Annotated in this window: 15 protein-coding genes; 3 read left to right on the forward strand and 12 right to left on the reverse strand. The window is 65.1% G+C overall.

Annotation, left to right across the window (positions count from 1 at the left end):
• Positions 1–146 precede the first annotated feature (146 nt).
• From FIV02_RS10805 to FIV02_RS10840, 8 genes are all read right to left on the reverse strand, one after another.
• The gene (locus tag FIV02_RS10805; RefSeq protein WP_152488595.1) at positions 147–527 is read right to left on the reverse strand and encodes a rhodanese-like domain-containing protein; all 381 of its coding nucleotides are present in this window, start codon (positions 525–527) and stop codon (positions 147–149) included.
• Positions 524–2,299, reverse strand: a complete 1,776-nt coding sequence (locus FIV02_RS10810) for a SulP family inorganic anion transporter (protein ID WP_152488596.1) — start codon at positions 2,297–2,299, stop codon at positions 524–526. The genes FIV02_RS10805 and FIV02_RS10810 overlap by 4 nt, the downstream gene beginning before the upstream one ends.
• Positions 2,296–4,035, reverse strand: a complete 1,740-nt coding sequence (locus FIV02_RS10815; protein ID WP_152488597.1) for a bifunctional protein tyrosine phosphatase family protein/NAD(P)/FAD-dependent oxidoreductase — start codon at positions 4,033–4,035, stop codon at positions 2,296–2,298. The genes FIV02_RS10810 and FIV02_RS10815 overlap by 4 nt, the downstream gene beginning before the upstream one ends.
• 10 nt (positions 4,036–4,045) lie before the next feature.
• Positions 4,046–4,909, reverse strand: coding sequence for an MBL fold metallo-hydrolase (locus FIV02_RS10820; protein ID WP_152488598.1), 864 nt, complete (start codon positions 4,907–4,909; stop codon positions 4,046–4,048).
• A gap of 193 nt (positions 4,910–5,102) precedes the next feature.
• Positions 5,103–5,387: a metal-sensing transcriptional repressor gene (locus FIV02_RS10825; protein ID WP_037051846.1), complete on the reverse strand. Its 285-nt coding sequence runs from the start codon at positions 5,385–5,387 to the stop codon at positions 5,103–5,105.
• Positions 5,384–5,932: a DUF3365 domain-containing protein gene (locus FIV02_RS10830; protein ID WP_152488599.1), complete on the reverse strand. Its 549-nt coding sequence runs from the start codon at positions 5,930–5,932 to the stop codon at positions 5,384–5,386. Before FIV02_RS10830 ends, FIV02_RS10825 begins: the two co-directional genes overlap by 4 nt.
• Before the next feature lie 104 nt (positions 5,933–6,036).
• Positions 6,037–6,447: a PA2817 family protein gene (locus FIV02_RS10835; RefSeq protein ID WP_134675946.1), complete on the reverse strand. Its 411-nt coding sequence runs from the start codon at positions 6,445–6,447 to the stop codon at positions 6,037–6,039.
• Positions 6,448–6,541: 94 nt separating this feature from the next.
• A complete protein-coding gene (locus FIV02_RS10840) occupies positions 6,542–8,989 on the reverse strand; it encodes an acyl-CoA dehydrogenase (RefSeq protein WP_134675945.1) in 2,448 nt (815 codons plus the stop codon).
• A 137-nt stretch (positions 8,990–9,126) separates the two neighbouring features.
• On the opposite strand from FIV02_RS10840, the gene FIV02_RS10845 reads away from it, so the two are divergent.
• The 3 genes from FIV02_RS10845 (at position 9,127) to FIV02_RS10855 (ending at position 11,793) form a co-directional block, all read left to right on the forward strand.
• On the forward strand, positions 9,127–9,789 hold the full coding sequence (locus tag FIV02_RS10845; protein ID WP_047589316.1) for a transglutaminase family protein: 663 nt from the start codon (positions 9,127–9,129) through the stop codon (positions 9,787–9,789).
• 280 nt (positions 9,790–10,069) lie between these two features.
• Entirely contained in the window at positions 10,070–11,002 is a 933-nt protein-coding gene (locus FIV02_RS10850; RefSeq protein WP_152488600.1) for an ABC transporter ATP-binding protein, read from the forward strand.
• Positions 10,999–11,793, forward strand: coding sequence for an ABC transporter permease (locus tag FIV02_RS10855; protein ID WP_037051856.1), 795 nt, complete (start codon positions 10,999–11,001; stop codon positions 11,791–11,793). Before FIV02_RS10850 ends, FIV02_RS10855 begins: the two co-directional genes overlap by 4 nt.
• Before the next feature lie 79 nt (positions 11,794–11,872).
• On the opposite strand, the gene FIV02_RS10860 is transcribed toward FIV02_RS10855, so the two are convergent.
• The 4 genes from FIV02_RS10860 to FIV02_RS10875 all read right to left on the reverse strand — a co-directional run bounded on the left by FIV02_RS10860 (position 11,873) and on the right by FIV02_RS10875 (position 15,088).
• A complete protein-coding gene (locus tag FIV02_RS10860; protein ID WP_037051857.1) occupies positions 11,873–12,640 on the reverse strand; it encodes an SDR family oxidoreductase in 768 nt (255 codons plus the stop codon).
• A 16-nt stretch (positions 12,641–12,656) separates the two neighbouring features.
• Complete coding sequence (locus FIV02_RS10865) at positions 12,657–13,724, reverse strand: phosphotransferase family protein (protein ID WP_037051858.1); 1,068 nt, start codon at positions 13,722–13,724, stop codon at positions 12,657–12,659.
• A 296-nt stretch (positions 13,725–14,020) separates the two neighbouring features.
• Complete coding sequence (locus FIV02_RS10870) at positions 14,021–14,332, reverse strand: SCP2 sterol-binding domain-containing protein (protein ID WP_037051859.1); 312 nt, start codon at positions 14,330–14,332, stop codon at positions 14,021–14,023.
• A 57-nt stretch (positions 14,333–14,389) separates the two neighbouring features.
• On the reverse strand, positions 14,390–15,088 hold the full coding sequence (locus FIV02_RS10875) for a histidine phosphatase family protein (RefSeq protein WP_037051860.1): 699 nt from the start codon (positions 15,086–15,088) through the stop codon (positions 14,390–14,392).
• Positions 15,089–15,106 lie beyond the last annotated feature (18 nt).

Consider the following 15,106-nt stretch of genomic DNA (forward strand, 5'->3'; position numbering starts at 1 on the left):
CCCTGAGCGGGCGACGCTCGCTGGCAGTGTGTGTCCTAATGTTACTGATTACCTGGGGGAGTATAGAAGTGCCGGGGATTGATGCAGGTCAGTAGAACCGCGATTAGCCTGCCGACGGTGACAGGCGTTCCCGGTCACAGGCCGTTTCAGTCGAATTCCGGCAGGCTGGGGGCGAGCACGTCGCGTCCGGCGGCCTGCCAGGCATCGATACCGCCTGCCAGGGAAAGCACCTGGCGGTAGCCCATTTCCCGCAGGGCGTCGGCGGCCAGCGCCGAGCGTCCGCTGTTCTTGCAGTAGAGCACCAGCCTGAGGTCGCGGTTGGCCAGTTGCGGGTCGTTGCTCAGCCTGAACTCCAGCAGCCCGCGAGGGATGTGGACGGCGCCGGGAATGTGCGCCGCGCTGAACTCGTCCGCCTCTCGCACGTCGATCAGCAGGTCGGCAGCCCGGATGGCCGCGTCAGCCTGCGGCAGATCGACTTCGTCGATGCGGCTCCTGGCAGCGGCCACCAGGTCATGTGCGCTTTTCATGAAACGTTCCTTTCGTCGCGTATGGGGGAGGGAGTAACGGCACGTTCCAGGGTCTCCCGGGTCAGCTGCGGCGCCAGGTGCTTGAGCGCCTGGAACTGGCTGATGAATACCTGGCCGGCGAAGCGTTCGAGGAAGTCGGAGCGGCGCAGCTGATCCATCACCGGTCCCTTGACCTCGGACAGGTGCAGCTGCACGCCGGCCGCATGCAGGCGCTCGACGATGGCGTGCAGCGAATCCAGGGCGCTGGCGTCGATCAGGTTGACGCCCGGACACATCAGCACCAGGTGACGCACCTGCGGGCGGCTGGCGATCAGCTCGCCGATGCGGTCTTCCAGATAGCGGGCATTGGGGAAGTACAGGCTCTCGTCGACACGCAGCGACAGCACGCTGGGTGACTCGACCACGGCGAAGCGCTCGACGTTGCGAAAGTGCTCGCTGCCCGGTACCTGGCCGACCACAGCCATGTGCGGCTGGCTGGTGCGCCAGAGAAACAGCAGCAGCGACAGGCCGACGCCGATGAGGATGCCGGCTTCGACACCAATCAGCAGCACGCCGAACAGGGTCGCGGCCTGCGCTGCGCCATCCTGGCGCGAGTAACGCCAGGTATGGCGCAGCGATCGTAGGTCCACCAGGCTGAGCACCGCGACGATGATGGTGGCTGCCAGCACCGCTTGTGGCAGGTCGTGCAGCAGGGGTGTCAGCAGCATCACGCTGACGCCGATGCCGATGGCGGTGAACACGCCGGCCATGGGGGTTTGCGCACCGGCATCGTAGTTGACCACCGAGCGAGCGAAACCGCCGGTGACGGGAAAGCCGCCGCTGAAGGCTGCGGAAAGGTTCGCCGCCCCCAGGCCGAGCAGCTCGTTGTCCGGCTGGATGCGCTGGCGGCGTTTCGCCGCCAGTGTCTGGCCGACGGAGACCGACTCGACGAAGCCCACCAGGCTGATCAGCAGCGCGGCCGGCAGCAGTTGCACGGCCAGCTCCAGGTTCAGCGTCGGCAGTGTCAGGCCGGGCAGGCCCTGGGGCACGCTGCCGACGACCTTGACCCCGGCCTGCTGCAGGTGCAGCAGGCTGACCGCGATGATCGCGACGACGATGGCCAGCACCGGCCCGGCCTTGGCCAGGTTGCCGGCCAGCTGCGCCGACAGCCCGAGGCGTTGTAGCGTCTGCTTGAGGTAGCCCCTGGCCCATCCCAGCCAGGCGAGGCTGAGCAGGCCGATGATCAGCGTGGGCCAGTGTGTCTGTGGCAGTGCCTGCAGCAGCTCTGGCAGCAGGTGCAGCAGGTTCTCGCCGGAGGCGGAGACGCCCAGCAGGTGCTTGAGCTGGCCGACGGCGATGAGGATGCCGGAGGCGCTGATGAAGCCGGAAACCACCGGATGACTGAGGAAGTTGGCGACGAAACCCAGGCGCAGCATGGCCATCGCGGCCAGCAGCAGGCCCGAGAGCAAGGCCAGCAGCATCGCGGCGCCGATGTATTCCGGGCTGCCGGCAGGGAACAGCGGTGCCAGGCTGGCGGCGGTCATCAGCGAGACCACGGCCACCGGGCCGACGGCCAGGGTGCGGCTGGTGCCGAACACGGCATAGGCCAGCAGCGGCAGGATACTGGCGTACAGGCCGGTCACCGGCGGCAGGCCCGCGAGCATGGCGTAGGCCAGGCTCTGCGGGATCAGCATCAGCGTGACGATCACCGCGGCCAGTCCATCCTGCGAGGCGCTGGCGCGGTTGTACGTGCGCCCCCATTGCAGACAGGGCAGCCAGTGGCTCAGCTTCATTTCTGCTCCTTGTCGAAGTCACACGCTGCGGGTGCCTCCACCGCCAGGGGCTGATGCGGCAGGTGCCTGGGCTCGGCCAGCCACTCGCGGCCCCGGAGCATCAGGTCGAAGTAGATGCCAGGCATCATCTTCACCTTCAGGTCCCAGGCCAGGCGGCGCGGCACGGTCGGGTCCAGGGGGAAGGTCGGCAGCAGCTTGCCGCCATAGCCGAACTCGGCCAGCACCACCTTGCCGCGCTCCACCGTCAGCGGGCAGGAGCCGTAGCCGTCATAGATCGCCTGTGGGCCTCGGCCAGCGAGCAGCGCCAGCACGTTCTCGGCGACGACCGGGGCCTGCTTGCGCACGGCGGCTGCGGTTTTCGCATTGGGCGCCGCGCAGACGTCGCCCAGGCTGAAGACGTTGCCGAAGCGCGGGTGGCGCAGGGTTTCGTGATCGGCCTCGAGCCAGCCATCGGCACCCGCCAGCGGGCTCTGGCGGATGAACTCGGGGGCGCGCTGGGGTGGGACGGCATGCAGGAAGTCGAAGGTCTTTTCGATCGTCCGGCTTTCGCCATTGGCATCGGTCTGCCGGAACCAGGCCCGTCTGGCGGGGCCATCGACGGCAATCAGATCGGTATTGAAGTTGAGCTGTGCGCCATAGCGCTCGACGTACTGCATCAGCGGCGGAACGAAGGCCGCGACGCCGAACAGTACCGCGCCTGCCGAGCAGAACTCGACGTCGATCTGCGCCAGCACCGCCTGTTTGAGCCACCAGTCGCACGACAGGTACATGGCCTTCTGCGGCGCTCCCGCGCATTTGATCGGCATGGCCGGCTGGGTGAACAGGGCGCGGCCCTCGCGCAGGTTCTGTACCTGTTGCCAGGTATAGGGCGCCAGTTCGAACTGGTAGTTGGAGGTCACGCCGTTCTTGCCCAGCGTCTCCCTGAGGCCTTCGATGCCATCCCAGTGCAGGCTGAGGCCGGGGCACACGACCAGGGCGCGATAGCTGATCCGGTTGCCGTCTTCCAGCACCACCCGTTGCTGCTCCGGCTCGAAGCCGGCCACCGCCGCGTGGATCCAGTGCGCGCCATGGGGAATGCAGCGCGCCATCGGGCGCTCGGTGCGGGCGCGGTCGAACACGCCGGCGCCGACCAGGGTCCAGCCCGGCTGGTAGTAGTGCTGCTCACGCGGTTCGATCACCGCGATGCGCAGCTCGGGGTTGCGCTTGAACAGGCTGGCAGTCACCGCACAACCCGCCGCGCCGCCTCCGACCACGACCACGTCGTAGCGCTGGGTGGGCGTGCTGGCGGACTGCGCCTGGGGCAGCGGCGCCTGCTGCCAGCGCTGCTGCAGGCGTGGCGCCAGCCCACTGAGGTCGTAACCGTGCTCGCCTGCGGTGCTGAGCAGCACCTGCGGGTCGAGGTGGTGGGCCTCGCTCAGTGCCCACAGGCTGGTCGAGCGAGTGCCGCTTCGGCAGAACGCCAGCAGCGGGCCGCGCGCCTGTGTCAGCAGGGCATTGAAGGCGCTGACGTCGTCATCGCCGATCTGTCCGGAAACCACGGGCAGGTGGTAGTACTCCAGACCACTGGCCTGGGCGGCGACCGCCAGTTCGGCGGAGCCGGGCTGGCCCTGATCTTCGCCGTCGGGGCGATTGTTGATGACGCTGCGAAAACCGGCAGCGGCGAGCATGCCCATGTCCGCCGGCTGCAACTGGGCTGCCACGGCGATGAACGGGGTCAGGCGCTTGAGCGATTCCATGGTGATGACCTCAGAGCACGTCGAGAGGGATCTTCAGGTAGCGGGTGCCGTTGCCTTCGGCCGGCGGCAGCTGACCGGCGCGCATGTTGACCTGTACCGAGGGCAGGATCAGGTTGGGCATGCCCAGGGTGGCGTCGCGCTCGCGCCGCATGGCGACGAAATCGGCCTCGGCGATGCCCTGGTGAACGTGCACGTTGTGCGCGCGCTGCTCGGCGACCGTGGTCTGGTTGCGGAAATCGTCGCGGCCCGGTGCCTTGTAGTCGTGGCACATGAACAGGCGGGTGTCGTCGGGCAGGGCGAAGAGCTTCTGGATCGACTGGAACAGCACATGGGCATCGCCGCCGGGGAAGTCGCAGCGCGCGGTGCCGTAGTCCGGCATGAACAGCGTGTCGCCGACGAAGCCGGCGTCGCCGATCAGGTAAGTCATACAGGCCGGGGTATGGCCAGGGGTGTGCAGGGCCCGGCCACGCAGCTCACCGATGCGGAACTCGTCACCATCGCGAAGCAGGCGGTCGAACTGGCTGCCGTCGGTGGCGAACTCGCTGCCGGCGTTGAACAGCTTGCCGAAGGTGTTCTGCACCACCCTGATGTTTTCACCGATGGCCAACTGGCCGCCCAGTTCGCGCTTGAGGAAGGGCGCGGCGGAGAGGTGGTCGGCGTGCACGTGGGTTTCCAGCAGCCACTCGACGTGCAGGTCGCGTGCCCTGACGAAGGCGACGATGCGTTCGGCGCTGGCGTGCGAGGTGCGCCCGGAGGCGGCATCGTAGTCCAGCACCGAGTCGATGATCGCGCAATGCTGCGAGGCTGGGTCAATGACCACATAGCTGTAGGTGTAGGTGGCAGGATCGAAGAATTCGACGACATCGGGCTGCATGACCAGGCTCCTTCTCATACTCGTGGGAGTATTTAGTTAAGAAAGAGCTTAACTGTGTTTTGGTTCTATGCATAGATTGATATGGAATAAGCGAGGGTGGCCTTGTTCAGGACGGCCATAACCGTCCTGCAAGTCGTTGAATGACTTGGCTTTGCCAGATCCGGCGGACTCGTACGCACGCCGGAGAGGGGGATCAGGTGTACTTGGTGAAGATTTCGCGTACGCGCTGCAGTGACGCTTCGGTGTCCTGCTCCGGGTCGAGCATGGCTTCTTCGATGAGGCAGGTGAGCATCAGCCGATAGGACTTGTCCAGCGCACTGCGCGCCGCCGAGAACTGCTGGGCGATGGCGGCGCAATCCTCACCGCGCCTGATCATTGCCTGGATGCCGCGTATCTGGCCCTCGACCCGGGCCAGGCGTTTGAGCATCGCTTGTTGCTGCTCGAGCATGCGTGCGTGCAGGTCAGTAGGTTCGGTCATGGCGTGTCCTGTGCGATGGGGCGACTCAGGGTGAAGGCGCCGCGCAGTTCGCCAAGCTGGTAGCCGCGGGCCTGATCATGCGGATAGTACTGGTCAATCGCATTCTCTACCTCTGTCCTGATCGTCGCACCGTGGCACGCCAGGCAAGGCTCGCCGACGGCGATGGCCTGCATGTAGCGGTACTGCCCGTCGACTTCCTCGGCATGGCGCAGCTGCGTGACGGGCGTGCCGCTGGCGGCTGCTGCGGCAAAATCGTGCAGTACGCGGCGCTCCCAGGCATCGGGGGCGTTGTCCGGGTTGCGTACCTTCAGTGACGTGCGGCCGATCTGCCAGGCCTGCCGGCTGTGTTCGCTGGCGATCTGCGGCGCCAGTGCGTGGCAGGCCTGAACCGCTGCGCCCGGCCCGCCATCGGCGATGGCCTGGCGCACGGTGCCGAGCAGCTGTTCGGCGAACGCAGGTATCTGCTTGGCTGCGTCCTCCTGCCAGGGCGTGGCGGCATACAGGGTGTCGCTGGTAAGCAGGGCGGCGAGCAGCAGGGTGCGCATGATCGATCCTCATAAATACTGGTGGGGGTATTTATGCACGAAACCTGCGTGCTGTCATCGCCACGACCTGCGACATGACGACTCGTGGTGCATTCAGGTGCGGATCAGTGCCGGGCGCCGTCGGTGGGCAGCGTCAACAGCTGCTTTTCCTGGTGCCAGTCGAACGGCTCGCCGTTCTCTTCGGCGGCGAAGCGGCGTTCATCGAGCGTCTGGTACAGGGCAATTTCCTCGTCCGGCATGAAGTGCAGGCAATCACCGCCGAAGAACCACAGCAGGTCGCGCGGCACCAGATGGGCGATCTGCGGGTAGCGGTTGAACACCTGGCTGATCAGGTCCTGGCCCAGGTACTGGCTAGAGACCGGGTCGCGCGGCAGTTCGGCGAGCAGTTCGTCGTAACGCTCGAGGAACAGGGCGTGGCTGTCGTCGAGCACCTGTTCGGCTTCGCCCAGGGCGACGAGGATGCCGCGCAGGTGGTTGAGCAGGGCGAGGTGGTGTTCGAGATGGCTGGCCATGATGCGATTTCCTGAAGGGTAAAACGGGCGCAGGAGTATAGAGTTCCTGGCGCCCGCTGTCCCGTCCGGGTGATTGCCGGCCTGGTGCCGGCTGCTGTCAGCGCACCTTGCCGCGACCGAGCTTGAGCTCTTCCTTGGCGAAGTCGTCGACGTCGATCACGCGGCGCCGCGCCGCTTCGGCATCCTGCAGGCGCTGGCCTTGCTCGCCGTCGAGAATGCCGGCGGCAATCGCCGCTTCGATGGCGTCCTGGCCGGGGGCCGGTTGCAGGCTGCCATCCTTGAGTGCCTGGTGCAGGCGCTTGCGGGCGTCGTGGCTGGCGTGCACCAGGTTCAGCGCATGCTGCAGGGCGCCGACCGAATCCTGGTCGGCCTGCGGGCGGTAGCAGCCTTCCAGTACCGACTCCAGGGCCGGGTCGCCGGCCTGGCGGCCGATGATCGCGGCGACTTCGGCATCCAGTTCGTCGCTCGGGCCCTGATGGCGGCGGCCCAGCGGGAACACCAGCACCTTGAGCAGGCAGCCGAACAGGCGGTTGGGGAAGTTGCCCAGCAACTCATCGAGGGCCTGCTCGGCGTGGTACAGGTTTTCCTCCATGGCCCAGCGCAGCAGCGGCCGCAGGGCCTCCGGGTAGTCCAGGTCGTGATAGCGCTTGAGCGCCGCCGAGCCCAGATACAGGTGGCTGAGCACATCGCCGAGGCGTGCGGAGAGGCGCTCGCGGCGCTTCAGGTCGCCGCCGAGCAGCATCATGCTGCTGTCGGCACACAGGGCGAACGCAGCCGCCAGGCGGTTGAGCGCACGGTAGTAGGGCTGGCTGATGTCGTCGCCGGGAACCTGGCCCAGGCGGTTGAGGGTCAGGCCCAGGAGCAAGCTGCTGGCGGCGTTGCCCACGGCGAAGCCGATATGGCTCATCAGCAGCGTGTCGAATTCGGCCAGCGCCTGGTCCTTGTCCTCGCGGTCTGCCAGGGCCATTTCCTTGAGCACATAGGGATGGCAGCGGATGGCGCCCTGGCCGAAGATCATCAGGTTGCGCGAGAGGATGTTGGCGCCCTCGACGGTGATGAAGATCGGCGCGCCCTGCCAGGAGCGGGCCAGGTAGTTGTTCGGGCCCATGATGATGCCCTTGCCGCCGTGCACGTCCATGGCGTGGCCGATGCACTCGCGGCCGCGCTCGGTGAGGTGGTACTTGAGAATCGCCGACAGTACCGACGGTTTCTCGCCCAGGTCGACGGCATTGGCGGTGAGGATGCGCGCGCTGTCCATCAGCCAGGCGTTGCCGCCGATGCGCGCGAGGGCCTCCTGAATGCCTTCGAAGGCGGCCAGCGGCACGTTGAACTGCTCGCGCAGCTGGGCGTACTGGCCAGTGGTCAGGCTGGTGAACTTGGCGGCGCCGGTGCCGACGGCCGGCAGCGAGATGGAGCGCCCGACCGACAGGCAGTTCATCAGCATCATCCAGCCCTTGCCGAGGTACTCCTGGCCACCGATCAGGTAGTCCAGCGGAATGAACACGTCCTTGCCGCTGTTGGGCCCGTTCATGAAGGCGGCGCCCAGCGGCAGGTGGCGGCGACCGATTTCCACGCCGGGGGTGTCGGTGGGCACCAGGGCCAGGCTGATGCCGAGGTCTTCCTGATCGCCCAGCAGGTGCTCGGGGTCATAGGCCTTGAACGCCAGGCCGAGCAGGGTGGCGACCGGGCCCAGGGTGATGTAGCGCTTCTCCCAGTTCAGGCGCAGGCCGATGACTTCCTCGCCATTCCACTGGCCCTTGCAGATGATCCCGGTGTCGGGCATCGCGCCGGCATCGGAGCCTGCCAGCGGGCCGGTGAGGGCGAAGCAGGGGATGTCCTCGCCGCTGGCCAGGCGCGGCAGGTAGTGCTGGCGCTGCGCGTCGGTGCCGTAGTGCAGCAGCAGCTCGGCAGGGCCGAGCGAGTTGGGCACCATCACGGTGGACGCCAGGTCACCGCTGCGGGTGGCCAGCTTCATCGCCACCTGCGAGTGGGCGTAGGCGGAGAAGCCCTTGCCGCCGTACTCCTTGGGGATGATCAGGGCGAAGAAACCGTGCTGCCTGATGTGCTGCCAGGCTTTCTCCGGCAGGTCCAGCTGCTGGCCGACCTGCCAGTCGCTGATCATGCCGCAGAGTTCCTCGGTGGGGCCGTCGATGAAGGCCTGCTCTTCCTCGCTCAGCGTGGCCTTGGGGTAGGCCAGCAGCTTGTCCCAGTCCGGCCTGCCGCTGAACAGCTCGCCATCCCACCAGACAGTGCCGGCTTCGATGGCGTCGCGCTCGGTGCTCGACATGGGCGGCAGCACGCGCTGGAACCAGGCGAACAGCGGGCTGGTGAACAGCTGCCGGCGGAGGTCGCCGAGCAGGATGAAGGCGGCGACCGCGCCGGTGACGATCCACAGCAGCAGCTGCAGCCAGCCGGGTACCGGGCTGAACAGGGCCATGGCCAGCAGGTAGGCGGCGGTGATGCCCAGCGCGGGCAGGGCGGCGGTACGGCTATGGGCCAGATAGACGACCCCGAGTAGCAGGACCAGCAACCAGATGACGAGCATTTGCATTCCTCCATGATTCGAGCGGGCGACGCCCCGAGCATAGCCATAAATGGCGGCAAGGGCGGTGAGCTTGGCCGGATCGTCGTTAAGTTGGCGCAATCGGCAGGTTTACACTGAAACGAACTTCAGGAGCCCCCATGCAGACCTACCTACGTCCCGGCCGCTTCATTGACAGTGACCACCCGAGGGTAATCGAGTTCGCCGAACGTTACCGTGGTGCGTCACGAGAACCGCGCAGTCAGGTTGTCGCACTCTATCTCGCCGTGCGTGACGAGATTCGCTACAACCCCTATGCCTTCAGCCTCGATGCACAGACGCTGAAGGCCAGCCATGCGCTGCTGGCGGGGGAGTCCTATTGCGTGCCGAAGGCCATCCTGCTCGCGGCCTGCGCCCGGCACTGCGGCATTCCAGCGCGCATCGGCCTGGCCGACGTGCGCAATCACCTGTCCACCCCGCGTCTGCTGGAGCTGTTGCGCAGCGAGGTGTTCGCCATGCATGGCTATACCGAGCTGTACCTCGATGGTCGCTGGGTCAAGGCCACACCTGCGTTCAACGAGGCGCTGTGCCGGGTGTTCAAGGTGGCGCCGCTGGCGTTTGACGGTACCTGTGACAGCGTTTTCCACCCCTACAACGAGCAGGGCGAGCGCTACATGGAATACCTGCAGGACCACGGCCAGTTCGAGGACCTGCCCGAGCAGCTGTTCTTCGGCCACCTGCGCCACTGCTACCCGCATCTGTTCGAGCCGGGCGCGCAGCAACCCAGCGGCGACATGCAGCGCGAGGCGGGTGTTATCGACTGAGTCGATAGTCAAGATCGTCACGACGGCCTTTTCTCCGCACGCCAGGGTCGGTAGGGTGCATGCCTGCGAAGAGCGGAAACACCCGGTTGCAATCACGCCTCTTCGCCCTCATCAACAAGGCATCTCTGAAAACGCTTTGCCGGCCCGGCTGATCTGCAGCGCGGCTGCGAGCGCTTTTCGCCTGTTCTCGCAGGGCCGCCGTCGGTATCGTGCTGACTGCTTCGCCCATGTTTTCAGAGCTGCCTTCAACGACCTCACTCGCGCGGGAAACCCCATCTTCATGAGCTCCGCCCTGACCATTCGCCAGTTGACCAAGACCTACGGAAACGGCTTCCAGGCCCTGCACGGCATCGATCTGGACGTCGCCGAGGGAGACTTCTTCGCCTTGCTCGGACCCAACGGCGCCGGCAAGTCCACCACCATCGGCATTCTCTCCACGCTGGTGAACAAGAGCGGCGGTACGGTCAATGTGTTCGGCCACGACCTCGACCGCGAGCCCTATGCGCTCAAGCGCTGCCTGGGCGTGGTGCCGCAGGAATTCAATTTCAACCAGTTCGAGAAGGTGTTCGACATCGTCGTCACCCAGGCCGGCTACTACGGTATTCCGCGCTCCATCGCCAAGGAGCGTGCCGAGCAGTACCTGACCCAGCTCGGCTTGTGGGAGAAGCGTGATGTCGCCTCGCGCGAGCTGTCCGGTGGCATGAAGCGGCGCCTGATGATCGCCCGCGCGCTGGTGCATCAGCCGCGCCTGCTGATCCTCGACGAGCCCACCGCCGGGGTGGACATCGAGTTGCGTCGCTCGATGTGGAGCTTCCTCACCGACCTGAACAAGCAGGGCATCACCATCATCCTCACCACCCACTATCTGGAGGAGGCCGAGCAGCTGTGCCGCAACATCGGCATCATCGACCACGGCCGCATCGTCGAGCTGAGCAGCATGAAGGACCTGCTGAAGAAGCTGCATGTCGAGACCTTCCTGCTCGACCTGCAGGACTCCTACCGCGAGGCGCCTGATCTGGTCGGCTACCCGGCGCGCCTGCTCGACCACCACACCCTGGAGGTGCAGGTGGAGAAGAGCCAGGGCCTCAATGCCCTGTTCCAGCAACTGGCGCAGCAGCAGGTGCAGGTGCTCAGCCTGCGCAACAAGACCAATCGCCTGGAGGAGCTGTTCGTCTCCCTGGTGGAAAAGAACCTGGCCAAGGTGGCGCAATGAATACCCAGTACCTCAACAGCGAATTCGCCGCCAACCTGGTGGCCCTGCGTACCATCGTCCACCGCGAGGTGCGGCGTTTCCTGCGCATCTGGCCGCAGACCCTGCTGCCGCCGGCGATCACCATGGTTCTGTACTTCGTCATCTTCGGCAATCTGATTGGCCGGCAGATCGGCGACATGGGCGGTTTCACCTACATGGAGTACATCGTCCCGGGGCTGATCATGATGTCGGTGATCACCAACAGCTACGGCAACGTAGTGTCGAGCTTCTTCGGCAGCAAGTTCCAGCGCAACGTCGAGGAGCTGCTGGTGTCGCCGGTATCGCCGCACACCATCCTCATCGGCTTCGTCGTCGGGGGCGTGCTGCGCGGGCTGGCGGTGGGCGTGATCGTCACCATGCTGTCGCTGTTCTTCACCCACCTGCAGGTGCATCACCTCGGCGTGACCGTGCTGGTGGTGCTGCTGACGGCGACCATCTTCTCCCTCGGTGGCTTCGTCAATGCAGTGTACGCACGCAACTTCGACGACATCTCGATCATTCCGACCTTCGTGCTGACGCCGCTGACCTACCTGGGCGGGGTGTTCTATTCCATCACCCTGTTGCCGCCGTTCTGGCAGGCGGTCTCGCTGGGCAACCCGATCCTGCACATGGTCAACGCCTTCCGCTACGGCATCCTTGGGGTGTCGGACATCCGTATCGGCGTGGCCATCGGTTTCATGCTGCTGGCCACTGCGGCGCTCTACACGCTGTGCATCCGCCTGCTGGTCAGTGGTCGCGGGATGCGTCAGTGAAACCGGTCCGTGCGTGTGGCTGGTCGTCCTGAAACGAAAAAGGCACCCATCGGGTGCCTTTTTCATTCTGGCCAGGGCCTCAGGAAAGGAAGCCACCGTCCACGTTGAGGGCCACACCGGTGGTGTAGCTGGAGGCTTCGCTGGCCAGGTACAGCACGGCGCCGGCCATCTCGCTCGGGTCGGCCACGCGTTTGAGCGGGATGCGCTGCAGAGCGTGCTTGAGAATGGCGTCGTTCTTGGTCAGCGCCGAGGCGAACTTGGTGTCGGTCAGGCCCGGCAGCAGCGCGTTGCAGCGAATGCCGAACTGCGCGCACTCCTTGGCGAACACCTTGGTCATGCTGATCACCGCAGCCTTGGTCACCGAGTAGATGCCCTGGAACTCGCCGGGGGAGACGCCGTTGATCGAGGCGACGTTGATGATGCTGCCACCCCCGTTTTCCTTCATCAGCTTGCCGCCTTCGATGGACATGAAGTAGTAGCCACGGATGTTCACGTCCACGGTCTTCTGGAAGGCACCCAGGTCGGTGTCCAGCACATTGCAGAACTGCGGGTTGGTGGCGGCGTTGTTGACCAGGATGTCGAGGCGACCGAACTGCTCCTTGATCTGCGCGAAGACGCTGGTGATCTGCTCCATCTCGCCGATGTGGCAGGCGATCGCGGTGGCCTTGCCACCTTCCGCGACGATGGCGTCGGCCACGGCCTGGCAGCCTTCGATCTTGCGGCTGGAGACGATCACATGAGCACCTTGCTGGGCCAGCAGCTTGGCGATGGCCTCGCCGATGCCACGGCTGGCGCCGGAGACGAAGGCGATCTTGCCGTCGAGATCGAACAGTTGGGTCTTGGACATGGTGGTTACCCCGGGGTTAGAGAGTGGATTTGCCGATGACCTGCAGGCACATCTGTTCCAGCAGCTTGTTCATGTGGATGAACTGGGCGAAGCGCTTGTCCTGGGTCTGGCCGTGATAGAAGCGGTAGTAGATCTGCTGCACGATGCCGGCCAGGCGGAACAGGCCGTAGGTGTAATAGAAATCGAAGCTGTTGATCTCGATGCCGGCCTGCTCGGCGTAGTAGTCGACGAACTGCTGGCGGGTGAGCATGCCGGGGGCGTTGCTCGGCTGGCGGCGCATCAGCTGCACCGGCGCCGGGTCGCCGGCTTCGATCCAGTAGGCCAGGGTGTTGCCCAGGTCCATCAGCGGGTCGCCGATGGTGGTCATCTCCCAGTCGAGCACGCCGATGATCTGCATCGGGTTGTTCGGGTCGAGGATGACGTTGTCGAAGCGGTAGTCGTTGTGCACGATGCCTGGCTTGTGGTGGTCGGCCGGCATCTTGTCGTTCAGCCAGGCCTTGACCGGTTCCCAGGTCGGCGCATCCGGGGTCAGGGCTTTCTCGTAGCGATCGCTCCAGCCCTTGATCTGACGCTCGACGTAACCCTCGGGCTTGCCCAGGTCACCCAGGCCGCAGGCGTTGTAATCGACGTTGTGCAGCTCCACCAGCTTGTCGATGAAGCTCTTGCACAGGGCACTGGTCTGCTCCGGGGTGAAGTTCAGCTCGGCCGGCATCTCGGAGCGCAGGATGATGCCCTTGACGCGCTCCATGACGTAGAACTCGGCGCCGATTACCGCGTCGTCGGTGCAGTGGACATAGGCTTTGGGGCAGTAGGGGAAACCTGCGTTGAGCTGGTTGAGGATGCGGTACTCGCGGCCCATGTCGTGCGCCGACTTGGCCTTGTGGCCGAACGGCGGACGGCGCAGGACGAACTCCTGCTGCGGGTACTCGATCAGGTAGGTCAGGTTGGAAGCGCCGCCAGGGAACTGGCTGATCCTGGCTTCGCCGCTCAGGCCGGGAATGTTGGCCTTGAGGTAGGCGTCGATGACGCTGGCGTCGAGCTCTTCGCCTGAGCGGATACGGGTGGACTGGTCAGTGAGCGCCATGCTTATCCCTTCTACTTATGATGGGTGCCCTAGATAATTGGCTAATCTAATGCTGCGCTCAGGCTGTCACAAGCAATACGCGCCGTTATAGGCGGGCGTGTTGCACCACGATCAAACTGCCTGATCAGTCATCTTCGCGCTGAGCCATTCGCCAGTGCACCGGTGTGGAAAAAATTTCAGGAGAACGCTTTTGACGTCGCCTGGCGGCAGTCCGCAGGATCGCCGCCCAGGATGCCGGGCAATAAAAAACCGGAGTCCAGGACTCCGGTTTTCGTGTCTTGCGCTCGGCTCGCCGATCAGACCGGGAACAGTTCGCCCAGCTTCATCGCCAGCATCATGTCGCCTTCGGCGCGCAGCTTGCCAGCCATGAAGGCCTGCATGCCGTCGGTTTCGCCGCTGACGATGCCCTTGAGGGTTTCGCTGTCCATGATCAGGGTCACGTTGGCGTTCGGGTTGTCGCCTTGTTCGATGGCGCAGGTGCCATCCTTGACGATCAGCGCGTAGTTCTCGCCATCTTCGATGTTGAACTGGAATACCAGATCCAGGCCCGCAGCGGCGCTGGCGTTGAACTTGGATTGCATGGTTTGGACGATGTCAGCAACGCTCATGGTCTTATCCTTTTCTCGGGTTTTTCGCGCAGCCTGATGGCCGCAGTGGGCTGGAGCTCAACGGTAGGTGATGAGCTCCGGCGCCTTCAGCAGCTGTAAATGCACATGGCTGTTGAAGGAAGCCAGACTTACCTCGCTGCCGCGAAACTTCAGCAGGCTGAGCGAGGTGTTGACGATTTGCCAGTTCAGTTCGAAGGCCTTCTCTGCCGGTACGCCGGTGATCAGGCGCAGCAGGGCGGTGATGGTGCCGCCGGACGTGAAGATGGCGATGTTCTGTTTGCTGTGGGCCTGTTCGAGAATTCGCTGCAGGCCGCCGGCGACCTGCTCGACATAGGCCTGCCAGCTTTGCAGCTCGGGCGTGTCGTGCTCGCCCGATACCCAGCGCTGGATCAGCTTGGCGAACAGGCGCTGGAACTCGGCACGGTTCTGTGCGCCGTTGCGCAGGATGTGCAGCGCCTCGGGTTCTTCGGGCAGCAAGTCGGGCAGCAGGCTGCGGATCACCGCGTCGGCATCGAACTCGTTGAAGGCGTCGTCGATGTCCAGTGCCGGGGCACTGCTCATGCGCTGCAGGGCCGACGTGGCCGTATGCTGCTGGCGGCGCAGACTGCCGCTGACGCAGCGATCGAAGGCGATGCCGAGCTGCTCGAGGTGCTCGCCCAGCACTTCGGCCTGGCGTACACCGACGGGAGACAGGACATCGTAGTCGTCTGCACCAAATGAAGCCTGGCCATGTCGAATCAGGTAAATGCTGCCCACGTCCGTATCGGTCTCGGC

The sequence above is a fragment of the Pseudomonas sp. THAF187a genome (genome assembly GCF_009363395.1).
In the GTDB taxonomy this organism is placed as follows: domain Bacteria; phylum Pseudomonadota; class Gammaproteobacteria; order Pseudomonadales; family Pseudomonadaceae; genus Aquipseudomonas; species Aquipseudomonas khazarica.